Below are 15,736 nucleotides of genomic sequence, written 5' to 3'. Positions count from 1 at the left end.
GCGAGCTGACCCGGCGCGGACGAGTTTGCCGCCGCGTGAATCGTGACCCCGCGCCGTGCCGAAGAGTCTCATACCGTAGACGCGTGATCGGGCGTGGCGGGCGCCGGCTGCGTGTTGCGCGCGCCGTCGGGATCGGGAATGAACACATAACCCTGGCCGCGCACCGTCTGCACATGGCGCGGGCTGGCCGGATCTTCCTCGATGATTCTGCGCAACCGCCAGATTGGCACGTCGAGGCTGCGGTCGCTGAAGGTGCTGTCGTCGCGATGTACAAGATCGTGGATCAGCACGCGGGACAGGACTTTGTACGGATGCCTTACGAGCACCTTGAGCAACGCGAATTCGCTGTCGCGCAGCGAAACGCGCTCGTTGCCGCTCACCAGCGCACGCGTGACGAAGTCGAGCTCGAAGCGGCCGAAGCGTTCGCTCGCGCAGGCTTCCGGCCGTCCTGTTGATGCGGGCGCGCGCCGCCGCAGCACGGTGTCTATACGGGCGAGCAGTTCGCGCGGGTCGAAGGGTTTCGGCAGGTAATCGTCCGCGCCGAGTTCCAGCCCTTCCACCTTGTCCGTCACGCTGTCGCGCGCGGTGACGAAGATCACGGGGATGTCGTCACCGGCGGCGCGCACCTGGCGCAGCGCAGCGAGGCCATCCATGCCCGGCATCATGACGTCGAGCACCACGATGGACGGGCGTACATATTCCAGCTCCCGGCGCAGGCCGGCGCCATCGTGAAGGACGGAAACGTCCAGTCCGCGCGCTTTCAGGAAGCGGCTGAGCAGGTCGCATACCGCCGGGTCGTCATCGACGATCAATACAGATGTAGTCATGGTGAAATTTTAGCTGGCATCGTAAAAGTACGGTTTTTCATCCACTCAATCATCCACTCAAAGATGGTTACCGATTCTTACTCGAAGCTCCCGCAAAATGACCCGACGGGGCGGCTTGAAAAGCCCGTATGCGTTGACCCGGGCGGCTCGGCGCTTTGATCCTACGTATCGAGCCCTCGTTTTCCGTGCAATTCGATGAAAGAAGCGGAAAGGAATCAGCGTCGCGAAAAGGCGTGTCGGCGTCTTAGAATGAATCGCATGACCCATCATGTTCTTCTCGTCGACGACGACCCCGTAGTGCGCGACCTCGTTCGCGAATACCTGCAAGGCAATGGCCTTGCAGTGTCGGTGCTGCACGACGGTACGGGGCTTAAACGACGTCTTGACGTCGAGCGGCCATCCATCGTCGTGCTCGACGTGATGATGCCGGAGCTGGACGGCATCAGTGCGTTGCGCGAATTGCGGGCGGCGGGCGACGACATTCCCGTGATCTTCCTCACGGCGCGCTCGGATGTGATCGACCGCGTGATCGGTCTCGAACTGGGCGCGGACGATTACCTCGCCAAACCCTTCGATCCACGCGAACTGCTCGCCCGCATCCGCACGGTCCTGAGACGTCGCGACGCGGCGTCGCCCGGTGCGCCGGAGGACCGGCCGCCTTATCGCTTCGGTCCCTATGAAGTCGATTTTGCCGCGCGTGAACTGCGTCACAACGGCGAACGTGTGCCATTGCGTTCCGGTGAATTCGCCACGCTGAAGATCTTCGTGAAAAACGAGATGGTCGTGCTCACGCGTGCGCAATTGAACGAGAAGCTGCGCGGTCAGGCGGGAACGTACCGGGACCGTAGCCTCGACGTATCCATATGGCGGCTGAGACGCTTGCTGGAAGCCGATCCATCCGATCCGCGCTATGTCCAGACGGTCTGGGGACAGGGCTACATCTTCGTGCCGCACGGCGAGACCGGCGCGGTGGAGCGTGCTATCCGGCGGGCATCGACCGAGGCGTGAAGGACGCACGGGCCCTTGTGCGTGAATAGCCGCTCGTGAATATGTATCCGCTGAAATGATCCGTTACCAACTGCATCAGTTATTTCTTCTGTACCCGCATAAGATCAGTTCCATAGTCCCGACCGCGGGATCTGGAGAACTCAAATGAAACGCGTAGCAGCAGTGTTGGTGTTGGCCGGAAGTCTTGCCATGTCAGGTCAGGCGTCCGCACACGGGGGTGGCGGAGACGGTGGTGCGGTAGTCGGCGCGCTGCTGGGCGGCGCGGTGATTGGCGCGGTGGTGGGGGCCGCTGTGGCTCAGCCGACGTACGCACAACCTGTCTATGCGCAGCCGGTATATCAGCCGGTCTATGCGCAACCCGTCTATGCACAGCCAGCCTACGCGCAACCTGGCCCGCCGCCGGGATACTGCTTCGATAATTACCGCCGTGCGTATGTACCGTGCGGACCGCCGCCGCAGCAGGGTTATTACCAGCAACAAGGCTGGTAAAACCGAATCACTTCGAGATGACAAAACCGGGCCGCCAAGCCCGGTTTTTTATTTTGCCGAGTCCCCGCGCGAATCGACGTGTGGGGCAAAAGCTGGTCAAAAAACCAATCCAAGGTCACAAATACTGCTGGCCCACGATCCCCGGAATGCCCGCCAGGCAAGCGTTACCGCCCGTGGAACAGCCGCTTGCGCGGCATGCCCCTTGCACTGGAATGAGAGCGAGCGTTGCGACGTCAGTCCTGCGCAACGCACTCAACGGTATTTCAAGGAGGCTGCAATGAAACACGTAACGAAGAAGATTTTGGTGTCTGCGCTGGTACTGGGCCTGTCGGGTGGTGCGGGCAGTGTTTATGCGCAGGCGGGTGGGGGAGGTGGCGCAGGTGGTGGTGCAGGCGGTGGCGGTGCGGGCGGTGGTTCATCAGGTGGCGGGTCGGCCGGTGGTGCAGGCGTGGGCGGCGGCGGAGGAGGGGTGGGCGGAGCCAATGCCGGCGGCGCCAACGGCGCGGGAATGAGTGGTGCGCCGGGAGGCACCGCAGTGGGCGGCGGGATGGGAACCGGGACAGGCTCCACGCCTAACATGGGGAATAGTTCGAGCACAAATAACAACTCGACCGCTGCATCACCAAATGGTAGTGGGACAATGTCAAAGCCGCAGTAACAGGGTTGGGTGTTTCGCCTGGGTCCTTGGGGAATCGGGCTGACGGATTCTGCCGGTCGCTGAGCGCCGGCAGATCCGCCCCGAGCGCGTTGCTGACCAACCCTGGCGCGAGCGAACCAACCTTGGAGCCCTGACGCTTTGCACTCTTCGGATTCCGCCGCACTCGACTTGCCATTGCCGTTACGCAATTTCGCCGCGACCCGGCGAATCCTGCTGGTCGTGCTGGCGGCATCGATCCTTTTTCCGATCGTGTTCCTGCTTGGCTACGGTTATTACGATTACCAGCGCCGCATGATCGAATCCAATGACATTGCCGATCGCGTGGCCCGTGTCGCCGATGAACAAGCCGTCAAGGTGCTCGACCTCAACCGCGAAATCTCGACGCGTATTGTCGAAATGCTCGCCGATAGCGACGACGCCCAGATCCACGCAAATCAGAAAGCCATCCACGACCGCCTGAGCGCGATCGGCGAATCGTTCGCCCAAGTAGCGGGCATCACCATTTTCGGCGTGACGGGTGAGATGCTCGCCAGCAACCGCTATTTTCCGGTGCCGGCCGTGTCGATTGCCGATCGCGAGGACTTTACCGCTGCTCGCTCCATCCGCCCGGACCCCTATTTTTCCCTGCCGCTCCTCGGCAGCGTCCAGCAAGCCGACGTATTCACGACCAGCGTCGGGCGCAGCCTGAACGACGGCCGTTTTGCCGGCGTCGTGTCGATCGCGCTCAAACGCGATTATTTCGCGGGCTTCTATCGCGATCTGTCGAATGGTGAGTCCGGCATGAGCGTCGGCCTGTTTCGCCGCGACGGCGGCATTCTCGTGCGCGAGCCGCCCAACCGCGCCGGCATTACCCACGCTCACGACACGGCTTTCACCAGCGCCATGCGCAACAACGAACTGTTCGGGCGCTTGCGGATACGCTCAAGTATTGACGGCGTGGAGCGCGTGGTGGCGTTTCGTCGTGTGGGGGACTACCCGCTTTACGTGACAAGCGCCATTCCAGCCTCCGCAATCCTCGCGCAATGGCGGCAGTACTACACGTTGATCGCGGTGATCACGGCGGCGCCGTGCATCGCGGTCTGGCTGCTCGTGCTGTTTTCGCTGCGCCAGTTGCGGGCCCAGCAGGTTGCATGGGAGCGCTGGCAGGCGGAAGTCGCCATGCGGCTTTCGGCCGAGGCATCCAGCCGGCAATTGCGGCGCATGGGTGCGCTCGGCAATCTGGTGGCCAACGTGGCGCACGACTTCAATAACCTGCTGATGGTGGTGGCGGCGAATATGGAGCTTGCACGGCGCAAGAATTTCAATGGGCTTGAAAGGGAAGTCCTGGCAGTGGAGCGCGCGACCGCCGGTGCCGAAGCGCTCGCACGACGCTTGCTCAGCGTCGCACGCAAGCAACCGCTCAAGCAGGCGCCGATCGACCTCGCTGTCTGGCTGCCCGCGGCGGCCGGGCTGATCGAAACGGCGGCGGGGGAGAAGGTCCAGGTGAAAGTGCACGTGCCGCCGGACATGTGGCAGGTTCGCGCGGACGCTACCGAACTCGAGTTCGCGATCATCAACATTGTTGTGAATGCCCGCGATGCGATGCCCCACGGCGGCCGTTTTGTCATCCGCAGCCAGAATGTTCGCGTGACCGCCGACAACGTTTTGCCCGACGGCGAATATGCGCTGCTCGCCTTCACCGACAGCGGCGAGGGCATGCCCGAAACGACCGCACGGCGTGCATTCGAGCCGCTGTTCACGACCAAGCTCAGCGGCTCGGGCACGGGCCTGGGGTTGGCGCAAGTGCTGGCGGCATGCGAGCAGGCGGGTGGTACCGCGCGCCTTGACAGCGTGCCGGGACGCGGCACGACCGTGCGGATTTATCTGCCCCGATACCACGCTCCATCCGCCGTGCCGGTGACTGCGCCGGACGACGCGGCGTACCCGGCGGATTCGCCAGGTACGCTGGATTCGCCGGACAAGGCTGCGCCCGCGCGGCTGCATCCGGGTTCGATCTTGCTGGTGGAAGACAACGAGGAAGTGGCGGCGGGTGTGGCGGCGGTGCTCGCCACCTTTGGCTGCGATGTGCGCCACGAACTCACCGCCGACAAAGCCTTCGACCTGCTCAGCGAAGGCAGCCGCTTCGACCTGGTGTTGTCGGATATACAAATGCCTGGCCGGTTAAACGGCATCGACCTGGCTGAGAAAGTGCGCGGTACCTGGCCCTTGCAACGGATTGTATTGATGACCGGTTATGCCGACGAATTCGAGCGCGCGCGTCACACCGGGGTGACCATTCTTGCGAAGCCGTTTAATATCGACGAACTGCGGGAACTGGTGCTGCGCTAACTCATCGGTGCGGTATTCGGCGTGAAAAAATTGCTGAGTAGTCCGAGACATCCCGAGTCGGACAGGGACGGCGGCAATGGGATTATTGTTTCCCTCATCGATGCCCATGGGAGGTGAGGGCGGCCCTTTGCCGGATCAGCAAGGATCGCTTCGCGCCGGGCAATGAGAGGGAGTTGATCGGTGGTGGTTACGTTACTGCAGAGCGCTGAAGCGGAGAGTCAGTCGCCGGTCGTTCCGGTGTTGCTGTTGGCATCGGTACCGGCATCGGCATCGGAGCCGAATTGAGGAGCGAACGCCTTGGCTCGCAGGCTGATTTTTTCCGCGTAGGCTTTCGAACCGCCGTAGCTCTTCAGGGCCGCACCCACATCGCCGCGAGCGGACTGGACATAACCGTGAAGAATCGCCGATCCCGCTTCAATATTCGCGGTTGCTTCCGTCAAGTCGATGTTGCGCACGAGCTGCCTGTGAGCGGCCGGCACGACCTGCATCAGCCCGGTTGCGCCATTGGCGCCTCGGGCTTTTTCCTTGAAGCGGGATTCAACGGAGATGATGGCGAGGAGGAGGGCGGGAGGGAGCGAGTATTTCGATGCGGCTGACATGACCGCGGCTGAAATCTGCTCCGCTTTTGCGCGCGCCACGCCGAACTTCTGGGAGATCAGGCGGGAGACCTGATGAGTGGCCTCGGCGGTGGCGTCGCTGGCTGCTGCGTCTTGCTGGGCGGCTTCAGGGGCACGTTCCTGAGCCACCGCGCCCTGCACCGGTCCTAGCATCGCGCCGAACGTCAGCGCAGCAAGCCAAAGGAGTCTGCTCATGGGAAAGTGGCCTTGGAAAGGAAGGTCGCATTATACCGACGAGAAAAATCCTTGCAAATCATGTGTTTGCTATTGCGGGAGCGGGTCTGGGCGCTGTCGGCGATTGGCATTGCCCGGCGGTTCGATCGGGAAGCTTGCCATTCTCGGCTGGCCGCGTTGTATTGGCCTGGACTTTGGTGACAGCTTTGCCGTCCGGCAAAATTATCTGGGTTTGTCCGCGGTGTGGACCAGTGCGGAGCCTTGATCCGTCTCAGTGGGCATGACGGAAGCGGCCCGGGAGTGTCCCTTCGCCCTATCGGGGAAAGCTTACAAATTCATTTCGGGCATGGTAGCCTCCGTCCGTCTTTGGGGAGTAGCCGGCTTCCACTTGCTGGAAGCGCTCATGTCAACACGCTTGGTTCGATCGAACCGTGGCATGAGCAGCCGTTAGTTTTTGGGTTGGCAAGACCATCGATGTGTCGGTGAGACCGGTCGGGCTCGCCGCTGCATCGCATGTTCTCGCCCGACCCGAATGCCATAACGACATCCTGACATCCCCATGAATATTGCTTCTACTCTCCTGCTCGCCTTCGCCATGTCGACGGACGCCTTCGCCGCTGCGGTCGGCAAGGGCGCCACACTGCATCGTCCGCGGATTCGCGAGGCGCTTCGTACTGGCCTGATCTTCGGCGTGATTGAAGCCATCACGCCGCTGGTTGGCTGGGCGCTCGGCAAGACCGCCGCTCCGTATGTCGCCTCATGGGATCACTGGATCGCGTTCAGCCTGCTGCTCGTGCTCGGCGTACGTATGATCACGTCCGGCCTGCGCGCGCCCACGCCGGACGTCGAGAAGCCCAACAGTCACGGTTTCTGGCTGTTGGCGTTCACCGGGTTCGCCACGAGTATCGACGCGATGGCGGTGGGAGCGGGACTCGCTTTTATCGATGTGAATATCTTGTCGACCGCCGCGACTATCGGATTGGCGACGTTGATCATGGTGACCCTGGGCGTGATGGTCGGGCGTTTTCTGGGCAAGGCCGTGGGGCAGCGCGCGGAGATTGCGGGCGGGCTCATTCTTGTTGTTATCGGGTCGGTGATCCTGGCCGAGCATCTTGGCTATATGAGTTGAAGTAGCGGATTGCGGTTGGCTGCGGCAAGGCGCTCCTTCTTGTGCGTGGAGATTCTTGCCGCGACCGCGTTCAATGCCTCGCATGGAGGGGACGTCCGGCGGTCTTTGCCGGCAGCCGCGCAGCGAGTGCCGATGCCAGGACGCGCGTCGAAACGAGGGGATTGTTCATGGCAGAGATTTTTATAAATTAATAAGGGTTGCGAAATAGTTCAGACGAACCACGCATTTCCATTTTCATCCGACGGGACCCTTGCTGTGTCCGTCACTCAAGGATCTGTCGGGCCTCGTCATGGCAGCATCCTTTCCATCAGTCGATCGCGGTCCATCAACTGATGTTTGAGCGCACCGGCTACATGCAGAACGATCAGCGCGATCAACACCCAGGCACTGACCATATGCACCGTGAAGAAAATCTTTCGCAAGCCGGGGTCGTCCCAGGCCCACATTGGCAGCGGGACGCCCCAGAAGCGCGTGCTGAACTTGTTGAATGACGAGCCGAGATAACCCGTCAGCGGCATGACGATCATCGCCACGTATAAAAGACCTTGGGTCATGCTCGCGGCGACGCGTTGCCATGCTGGCATCGGGGGAAGCGGAGGCCGGCCTGCAACCAGGCGAACCACGATGCGAATCAGCACAAGCAGGAAGACGGTCATCCCGAGCGACTTGTGGAAGTTGGTCAGGCTCGACTTGAAAGCGAGGCCTTTCGGCAGCCCGGCCATGTAGAGGCCAATACCGAGCATGACGATGATCGCCAACCCGATTACCCAGTGCAGAGCGATCTGCGCGGATGAATAACGCAGCACACCGGCGCTTGCATCGAGCGGCGCGGCGGACGAATTCGCGATGTTCATGGTCGCCTCCTTCGGTTGATTGCGGCGCGGGCCGTGTCTCGCCTTTTCCTTACGCGTGTCCTTATTGCGTGCTCCACGGGTTACTCCACCATACGCCGATTGGTTTCATCCGACGAGCGGCAGTTCTACGCGTGTACCCACTAAGAGATCGCCGGCAGCGAGCTGGCGTTCAACTCAGTGAAAAGCAGCACAATCGACATTCCCTTTAAGTCGGGAGCAACGCCGACGTCAGCCAGTAATTCGTTTCATTATGCTTACGCATACATTGCCCGCGTATTGCTTTTGGTGCGAAAAATGAAGTCTTAAGGATGTAATAACCACGCATCGACAACGCGTTAAAACTATTTCTGCTCTGCTTAACGAATGGGGTTGACTTGACATTTAACGCGCGCCTAGAATCCGGGCATCGTAACAAACGGGGCTAATGCCTTGGACAGTTGTAGTAGTCGACCTTCGAAGTTTTTCTCTGCCTGACCGGCAGGACGTTCGCGCTTGATTCCCTAGCCGCCGTCTTGCCAGCAGGCAGACGGTGCGCGCCGCAGTGAATACCCCGTGCACCTTGAAACAAGCGTATTGACGTCGGGATTGCTCGCGTCCATACGAATCGCGTTGCGAGCTAACACTCGTGACTGGTTCCGCTCGCGCTTTTGAAACAGAAAGTGCGCCGTGCGGATGATGACGTGCGTGCATACGCAACAAAGGAGCCGCCATGCCGGACAGTGACAGTTATCCCATACGCCGCAGTACTTTCACTTTTGCCAGGGAAGGCGAGTAGATCCTTTTCGTCGCACGCATTGCGTGTCCGAATACCGTTCTGCTGGCTTTCCAACCACTGAAAAGCCAATAGTCGGAGAAGCATCATGAACTTCGGTTTGCTCGTCTCACACCGTCCGCACGTCCAGGAATCACCCCTTCACGACAACGCCATGCTGTCGCTGGAATCCACCCGCCGGCATCGCTGCGCTAGCGCATGGCGCGCATTTCGAAAATTCATCTTTCACGCCTGATTAATAACGTTCCCGTGTACACCGCGCGGGGTCTCCTGGGCTTCATCAAGGGATGACTCGCGTCGTTCGTACACGGGATAAGTACGGCACATCCCTATCGGCCACCCACGCTTTCTGGAAAATAATAATGTCCACTCCATCCCAGGTTCTACCACCGCGCAGCGCTGTGCTCGATGATGCGCACGTTGGCGACATCAAGGGTGCACTCGGCACGATCGCCCAACACGACACAGGCGCACGCACCAGTTGGTGGGCACGCATCCGCACGCTCATGGCCATTCTCGGCCCCGGCCTGATCGTGATGGTGGGCGACAATGACGCCGGCGCTTTCGGCACCTATACACAAGCGGGTCAGAACTACGGAACAACCTTGCTATGGACGTTGCTGCTGCTGGTTCCGGTTCTATTCGTCAACCAGGAAATGGTGCTGCGTCTGGGGGCTGTTACCGGAGTCGGTCACGCCCGCCTGATCTTCGAACGCTTTGGAAAATTCTGGGGTGCCTTTAGCGTCATCGACCTGTTTATTCTCAACGCGCTCACTATTGTGACCGAATTTATCGGCATCACGTTTGTCCTCGATTTCTTCGGCATTTCCAAAATACTGGGTGTGTGCATTGCCGCAGCGCTGACCATGGCGGCCGTCAGTACGGGAAGCTTCAGACGTTTCGAGCGCTTTGCGATTGTTCTATGTCTGTTGAGCTTGCTGCTTGTTCCCGTGCTCGTATCGATCCATCCGCCCGTGTCGCAGATGGCAAGCAATTTCTTTGTGCCAACCTGGCCGGCACATTCCAAACTGAGCGACGTAATGTTGCTCGTGATCGGTATTGTTGGCACCACCGTTGCACCGTGGCAATTGTTTTTCCAGCAAAGCTATATAGTCGACAAGCGTATTACGCCGCGTTTCATGAAGTATGAGAAAGCCGACCTGTGGATTGGTATTGTCTTCGTGATGATCGGCGGCGTGGCAATGATGTCCTTTTGCGCGGCGCTGTACGCCGGCAAGTCCGAGTTCGGTAACTTCACCGATGCCGGCGGGGTGATTGCGGACTTGAGCAAATACGCGGGACGCACGAGCGCCACGCTGTTCGCCGTGGCCTTGCTTGACGCATGCATCATTGGCGCTGCTGCGGTGTCGCTGTCGACTGCCTACGCCATTGGCGACGTATTCAAGATTCGTCACTCGCTGCATCGTGGTGTGTCGGACGCAAAGGGTTTCTATCTGGTTTATTTCGGCATTGTGGCGGCTGCTGCCGCACTCGTGCTCATTCCCGGCAGCCCGCTTGGACTGCTGACGGAAGCCGTGCAAACACTCGCGGGCGTTTTGTTGCCTGGCGCAACGGTTTTCCTGCTGTTATTGTGCAACGACCAAGCCGTGCTGGGACCGTGGGCCAACTCGAAGAAGCTCAACGTTTTCACGGGCGCTGTTATTTGGGTCCTGGTGATGTTGTCGATTATCCTGACGGCATCCGTTGTGTATCCGGACATCGGCGGCGAGACTATTCTTGAATTGCTGGGTGGTGGAACTGCATTGGCCGTGGTGGGATATCTGGCCATGGTGGTCTTTCGCAAACGTGGCCACGAAGTATCGGATGGCACACAAGGGCGCACGGAGCAGCGCTATCTGAAGGAAACGCGGGATACGTGGCGCATGCCGCCTCTGAATGAGCTGCTGCCGCCGAACCTCACGCTGACAAAGCGGATCTGGATGGGTGTGCTTCGCGGTTACCTGATCGTGGCGGTTGGGCTGGTGGTGGTAAAGGTCGTGCAGATGATCTGGTTGCACTAGGAGCAATGCGCGGGCGTGGCTCCGTTCGTTATGACGGTGCCATGTCCGCTCTATTGAAGCGCGCAATCAATGCAATAGCCGACGAAGGATTGGTGATGGACCAAAATCAGCTTGGCCGCACAATCAGCCTGGCGCGCCGCCTCATAGGGCTGCTTGTTCTTCTGCTAGTCGCCATTCTCAATCCCACTACGCGGTCATTTACTTCCAACCTGATTCAGGTATCGGCGCAGTCGCCTATCAGCGTTGAAAAACACTGGGTCGTCACCGGCTATTGCCGGGTGTATGGAAAGTACTGCCTCAGTAAATTCATGGGCAGTATGTAGGGCGTCCGGGAAGGTCGCGGGCAGCAATCTGCGCGTTTGCATCCTGAAAGCTTCTTGGCACGGCGCTTACCCAGGACCGAGCAACCGGTCGTTAATCACTTGCTGTTCGCGGCTGCGCGTGAGAATCCAGCGATGGAAAACGCGGCAGTGCGGCTGGTCGAAGCTGCTGGCCTGCCAGGTCAAAAAATAGGGCGAGGGCAGCGCAACGCCAACCGGAAACGGCAACACGAGGCGCCCTGCGCTCAGGTCATCGACGATCATCGATGTCTGCGCCAGCACGAAACCATGACCTTCAATAGCGGCCTGTATCGCGAGTCCTGACAACGAAAACACCAGGCGATTGCTGCGCACATCCTCGGGGCAATCAATGCCTTTGGCCGCAAACCACTCGCGCCAGGACGGCGGCGAGGAGAACTTGGGAAACCAGTCTATTGACAGCAACGGGTAAGCCAGGATGTCGTCCAGCTTGACGAGCGGTCGCCCGGTGTTGAGCAACCGAGGGCTGCATACGGGTACGACACTGTCACGAAACAACTCCACCGTCGTGCCTGCATGATCGATGCGCTCGCCGTAGGTAACGCGGAAGTCGATCTCGGGGCCATCGGGCGACGGCTCCGAATGCGTGCCGTCCAGATACACATCCAGTTCCGGATGCTCGCTTTGCCACTCGTAGATGCGCGGCGCGAGCCACTTTGTCAGTAGCGAGGGCAGCGCGCTCACGCTCAAGCTGCGCCTGTTCCTGACTCGCTCGATCTCGGCGCCCGCCACGCGCAGGCTTTCAAACGCCGCTGCGCAGGTCTCGTGGTAACGCACGCCGGCTGCGGTCAGACGCAGCCGTTTGCCTTCTCTCGCCAGCAGCCGCATGCCCAAGGAATCTTCCAGGATCTTGATCTGCTGGCTGACCGCACCCGGCGAGACGCCGAGGCGGCGCGCCGTCTCGACTACGCCTCCGCAACGGCCCAGGGTGTCGAATACCTGTAACGCTCGCAGTGGCGGAAGTGTGTCCATGATTAGCGGGTGGGGCCCAGGTCGTTTTAGAAATTCTAAACGATGTCAAAGTTCAAGCCCTCTGTTCTTTTCAATTTTGGGTTTCTAAGCTTAAGTCCCAAGGGATGAGAACGGATAGAACGGCCTCAACGGTTGTCTTCCGAATGGAACGGAGGGGGGCAATGTTCTTAAGAAATGCATGGTACGTGGCGGCATGGAGCAGCGAGATTGGCGACGGCCTGCATCCGTTGATCCTGCTTGGCGAGCCGGTGGTTTTATATCGCAAACCCGGAGGCGCGCTGGTTGGACTTGAAGACGCTTGCCCGCACCGGAAGCTGCCTTTGTCGATGGGACGCCTGCAGGACGGACAGATTGAATGCGGTTACCACGGCCTCACATTCGATTGCTCGGGAGCCTGCGTACGAGCACCGGGCATGGCGAGGATTCCATCGGCCGCGCGGGTTCGAAGCTACCCTGTCGAAGAGCGTTACGGTCTGGTCTGGATCTGGATGGGCTCGCCGGAGCAGGCGAACGCAGACACTATTTTCGCAGTCGAGGAATGGGACGATCCTGCCTGGGGCATGAACCAGGGCGATGCAATGACGGTCGCGTGCAACTATCTGTATGTGACGGATAACCTGCTTGATCCGTCACATGTCGCATGGGTTCATCCGTCCTCGTTCGGCAACGCGGCATGCGAATCCGAGCCGCTGAAAACCACGGTGACTGATGAAGGCGTAATCGTGTCGCGCTGGATGCGAGACGTGGACGTGGCGCCCTTCTATGCGCGCTTCGTGAAATTCTCGGGACGCTGCGATCGCAAGCAGCATTACGAAGTGCGGTTTCCATCGCATGCGATCATCAAAGCGGTGTTCACGCCGGCAGGCACGGGTACCGACGAAGGTCCGCTGCACGAGCACGTCTTCCTGATGAACTCATACAACTTCATGACGCCGATCGACGAATCGAACACGCGCTATTTCTGGTTCCAGATGCGCAACTTCGATCAACGCGATGAAAACGTGTCGCGTCAGTTCAACGAGGACGTCCGTCACGCATTCGAAGAGGACCGCGTGATCCTGACGGCCGTCCACGCGGGCATGGCGAACAGGCAAACGCCTAATCTCGACCTGCCGCTTGACGCCGGGCCGTTGCGCTTTCGACGCAGCCTGCAACGGCTGATCGAGGCGGAGATGCAGGCTCAGGAACCTGCCACGCTCGACTGCGTCCGATAGCCATGCAAGACGCTACAGAACCGCGAGCGTTCAAGCGGATGCGCGTAGTTGACGTACAGCGGGAAAGCAGCGTCATCAAGTCGTTCGTGCTTGAAGCGGCGGACGGTACATTGCTGCCGGTTTTCCTGCCGGGACAATTTGTTCAGGTGCGTCTCACCGGGCCGGACGGGCAGCGCTTGTTGCGGCATTACAGCCTGTCTGGCGATCCTGCCGAACGCACACGCTGGCGTATTTCGGTCAAGCATCAATTGGCGCCGGCGGATCGGGGCGAACTGCCTGACGGGCTGGTATCGAGTCATCTGCATGGGGGTATCGAGGCGGGCGCTACGCTTGATGTCGCGGGTCCAGCCGGTGCGTTCGTACTCGATGAGCTTGGCGATCGCCCAGTCGTATTGTTAAGCGGTGGTGTTGGCGTGACGCCGATGCTTAGCATGTTGCATCGCCTGTGTGCGACATCGAGGCGTCGTGTCTATTTTATCCACGCATGCGAAAACGGCGCCGTGCATGCGTTTCGGGATGAAGTGGCGCGCTTGCAGGCGAGCAGGGAGGGTGTCCTGACGCATATCTGTTATCGCATGCCTGAACCATTGGACCTCGTGGAGCAGCGCTTTGACAGTGAGGGTCTGATCACGCGCGAGACCATGCAACGCCTGCTGCCGCTCGACGACTATGACGTGTATCTATGCGGCCCAACGCCCTTCATGCAGACGAACTGGCGTTTGCTGCGTAGCCTTGGTGTCGATCAAGCCCGTATCCGGCATGAATTCTTCGGGCCCGCTTCGATGCTTGAGCTGGACGAGGTCGACGTGCCGTCTTCGCCCAAGCCTTCGGTCGCACTGGATACGTCCGTGCCCACTGTTTGTTTTGCGCCCTCCGGCAAGACCGTTGCATGGGATCGGTCATACCATTCATTGCTGGATTTTGCCGAAGCTGAGGGCTTTAAACCGCCGTTCAGTTGCCGCGCAGGATTGTGCGGATGTTGTGCCAGCCAGTTGATCGATGGCACGGTCGAATACTTCGAGCAACCGCTCGATGAACCGCGCGACGGCGAAGTGTTGCTGTGTTGTGCACGGCCGTCGACCGCTGTCACTCTACGCATTGGTTGAGTGGTTTGATTAGTAAAGCAAACTAATTTTCCGCCAGCGATTATAAATTCTGGAACGAGAACATGAATCGGCATTTTATTGAAGCCCCAGGCTTTACCGCTCAGCGTGAGCGTTTTATCGAGGCCGCGCGGGCTGCCGGGGCCGAGCTTACGGAGTTCGAGCATCCGATGCGCGGCCCTCGCCGTGAAATGCTCGCCACCGACGTAGCGGTGATCGGCGATCCGCTTGCGCCCAAGCGGTTCATCGTCGTCTCTGGCACACATGGCATTGAAGGGTATTACGGCTCCGAATCGCAGATCGCATTCCTTCATTCATTGCAAAAACGCGCGCTGCCAGCCGACGTCTGCGTGGTCATGGTGCACCTGATCAATCCCTGGGGAACGGCCTGGTTACGTCGGGTGAATGAGGACAACGTCGACCTCAACCGGAACTACGTCGCGTTTAACGCGCCGCTGCCGGACAACGCGCGCTATGAGGCTTTTCACACTCTCTATTTGTGCCGCGACCTTGACGGTCCCGCTCGCCGCCGTGCGGACGAACGGCTTGCCGATGAGATCGAAAGACGAGGTCTCGCCACGGTAATGAGCATTATCGAGGCGGGGCAGTACGCTCATGCCGACGGCATCTTCTTCGGTGGTCAGCATGCCACCTGGAGCAACCGTACGTTGCGCGCCATCGCGAAGCGTTTTATGGAAGGCGCGCGTACAGCAATGTGTTTCGACCTGCATACCGGAGCAGGCGCGTTCGGTCATGCCATGTTGATGGCGGTGGCGCAGGAAAGCTACCCCGCACTCGCCAGGTCACAGTCGGTTTTCGGCCCATGGCTTTACACGGTCATCACCGGACCCGCTGCGACGACTGATTCAGGAATCGCGGCGACTGCGACCGGTTATACGTCACAGGCGCTGCTGGATTCACTGCCCGGCACCGACCTGATGCAATTGGTTATCGAATGCGGGACCTATGACGGCGTCCGGGGACATCGCACGTTAAGAGACGATCACTGGCTGCATCTGTACGGCGATCCTGAAGACGAAACGGGACGCCGGATCAAGGCTGCGTTGGCGGAACATTTCTACCCCGCGGATCGGGACTGGCGCGAACTCACCCAGCTACGCACGCGACAGATTTTTGAGCGTGGGCTCCTGGCATTGCAGACAGCCTAGCCAAGCACGGCACGCATTGAATCCACGCATGGCTACATCGCG

General features: G+C 60.0%; 14 protein-coding genes and 1 riboswitch. Of the genes, 10 read left to right on the top strand and 4 right to left on the bottom strand.

Annotation, left to right across the window (positions count from 1 at the left end):
• Positions 1 to 68: 68 nt before the first annotated feature.
• A complete protein-coding gene (locus tag ACSQ8V_RS28340; RefSeq protein WP_436184839.1) occupies positions 69 to 827 on the bottom strand; it encodes a response regulator in 759 nt (252 codons plus the stop codon).
• Positions 828 to 1,085: 258 nt separating this feature from the next.
• On the opposite strand from ACSQ8V_RS28340, the gene ACSQ8V_RS28335 reads away from it, so the two are divergent.
• From ACSQ8V_RS28335 to ACSQ8V_RS28320, 4 genes are all read left to right on the top strand, one after another.
• Positions 1,086 to 1,835 (top strand): response regulator, encoded by a 750-nt coding sequence (locus tag ACSQ8V_RS28335; RefSeq protein ID WP_213764250.1) that lies wholly within the window; start codon positions 1,086 to 1,088, stop codon positions 1,833 to 1,835.
• Between the two features lie 144 nt (positions 1,836 to 1,979).
• Positions 1,980 to 2,324 carry a hypothetical protein gene (locus ACSQ8V_RS28330; RefSeq protein WP_213764249.1) on the top strand — a complete coding sequence of 115 codons (345 nt, stop codon included), beginning with the start codon at positions 1,980 to 1,982 and terminating at the stop codon, positions 2,322 to 2,324.
• Positions 2,325 to 2,601: 277 nt separating this feature from the next.
• Entirely contained in the window at positions 2,602 to 2,982 is a 381-nt protein-coding gene (locus ACSQ8V_RS28325; RefSeq protein ID WP_213764248.1) for a hypothetical protein, read from the top strand.
• Between the two features lie 138 nt (positions 2,983 to 3,120).
• Positions 3,121 to 5,310 (top strand): ATP-binding protein, encoded by a 2,190-nt coding sequence (locus tag ACSQ8V_RS28320; protein WP_436207904.1) that lies wholly within the window; start codon positions 3,121 to 3,123, stop codon positions 5,308 to 5,310.
• Between the two features lie 218 nt (positions 5,311 to 5,528).
• Here ACSQ8V_RS28320 and ACSQ8V_RS28315 read toward each other — a convergent pair whose 3' ends face one another.
• Positions 5,529 to 6,122, bottom strand: a complete 594-nt coding sequence (locus tag ACSQ8V_RS28315; protein WP_436207903.1) for a transglycosylase SLT domain-containing protein — start codon at positions 6,120 to 6,122, stop codon at positions 5,529 to 5,531.
• A gap of 335 nt (positions 6,123 to 6,457) precedes the next feature.
• Positions 6,458 to 6,635, top strand: a riboswitch (yybP-ykoY riboswitch).
• 25 nt (positions 6,636 to 6,660) lie between these two features.
• Here ACSQ8V_RS28315 and mntP point away from each other — a divergent pair.
• Positions 6,661 to 7,230, top strand: a complete 570-nt coding sequence (gene mntP / locus ACSQ8V_RS28310) for a manganese efflux pump MntP (protein WP_436207902.1) — start codon at positions 6,661 to 6,663, stop codon at positions 7,228 to 7,230.
• A 287-nt stretch (positions 7,231 to 7,517) separates the two neighbouring features.
• Here mntP and ACSQ8V_RS28305 read toward each other — a convergent pair whose 3' ends face one another.
• Entirely contained in the window at positions 7,518 to 8,084 is a 567-nt protein-coding gene (locus ACSQ8V_RS28305; RefSeq protein ID WP_436207901.1) for a cytochrome b, read from the bottom strand.
• Positions 8,085 to 9,218: 1,134 nt separating this feature from the next.
• Between ACSQ8V_RS28305 and ACSQ8V_RS28300 the strand changes: the two genes are divergently transcribed.
• Both ACSQ8V_RS28300 and ACSQ8V_RS28295 read left to right on the top strand, forming a co-directional pair.
• Positions 9,219 to 10,877, top strand: coding sequence for an NRAMP family divalent metal transporter (locus tag ACSQ8V_RS28300; RefSeq protein ID WP_436207900.1), 1,659 nt, complete (start codon positions 9,219 to 9,221; stop codon positions 10,875 to 10,877).
• 41 nt (positions 10,878 to 10,918) lie between these two features.
• Positions 10,919 to 11,200, top strand: coding sequence for a hypothetical protein (locus tag ACSQ8V_RS28295; RefSeq protein ID WP_436207899.1), 282 nt, complete (start codon positions 10,919 to 10,921; stop codon positions 11,198 to 11,200).
• 66 nt (positions 11,201 to 11,266) lie between these two features.
• On the opposite strand, the gene ACSQ8V_RS28290 is transcribed toward ACSQ8V_RS28295, so the two are convergent.
• Positions 11,267 to 12,208, bottom strand: coding sequence for a LysR substrate-binding domain-containing protein (locus ACSQ8V_RS28290; protein WP_436207898.1), 942 nt, complete (start codon positions 12,206 to 12,208; stop codon positions 11,267 to 11,269).
• A gap of 161 nt (positions 12,209 to 12,369) precedes the next feature.
• On the opposite strand from ACSQ8V_RS28290, the gene ACSQ8V_RS28285 reads away from it, so the two are divergent.
• The 3 genes from ACSQ8V_RS28285 to ACSQ8V_RS28275 all read left to right on the top strand — a co-directional run bounded on the left by ACSQ8V_RS28285 (position 12,370) and on the right by ACSQ8V_RS28275 (position 15,694).
• Entirely contained in the window at positions 12,370 to 13,422 is a 1,053-nt protein-coding gene (locus ACSQ8V_RS28285; RefSeq protein ID WP_436207897.1) for an aromatic ring-hydroxylating dioxygenase subunit alpha, read from the top strand.
• A 2-nt stretch (positions 13,423 to 13,424) separates the two neighbouring features.
• Positions 13,425 to 14,528, top strand: coding sequence for a 2Fe-2S iron-sulfur cluster-binding protein (locus ACSQ8V_RS28280; protein WP_436207896.1), 1,104 nt, complete (start codon positions 13,425 to 13,427; stop codon positions 14,526 to 14,528).
• Between the two features lie 62 nt (positions 14,529 to 14,590).
• Positions 14,591 to 15,694: a DUF2817 domain-containing protein gene (locus ACSQ8V_RS28275; RefSeq protein WP_436207895.1), complete on the top strand. Its 1,104-nt coding sequence runs from the start codon at positions 14,591 to 14,593 to the stop codon at positions 15,692 to 15,694.
• Positions 15,695 to 15,736: the final 42 nt, after the last annotated feature.

The organism is Caballeronia sp. LjRoot31, from assembly GCF_964253885.1.
Taxonomy (GTDB): domain Bacteria; phylum Pseudomonadota; class Gammaproteobacteria; order Burkholderiales; family Burkholderiaceae; genus Caballeronia.
Note: the sequence above shows the minus strand (reverse complement) of the source record. Positions and strands in the feature narration are given on the sequence as shown.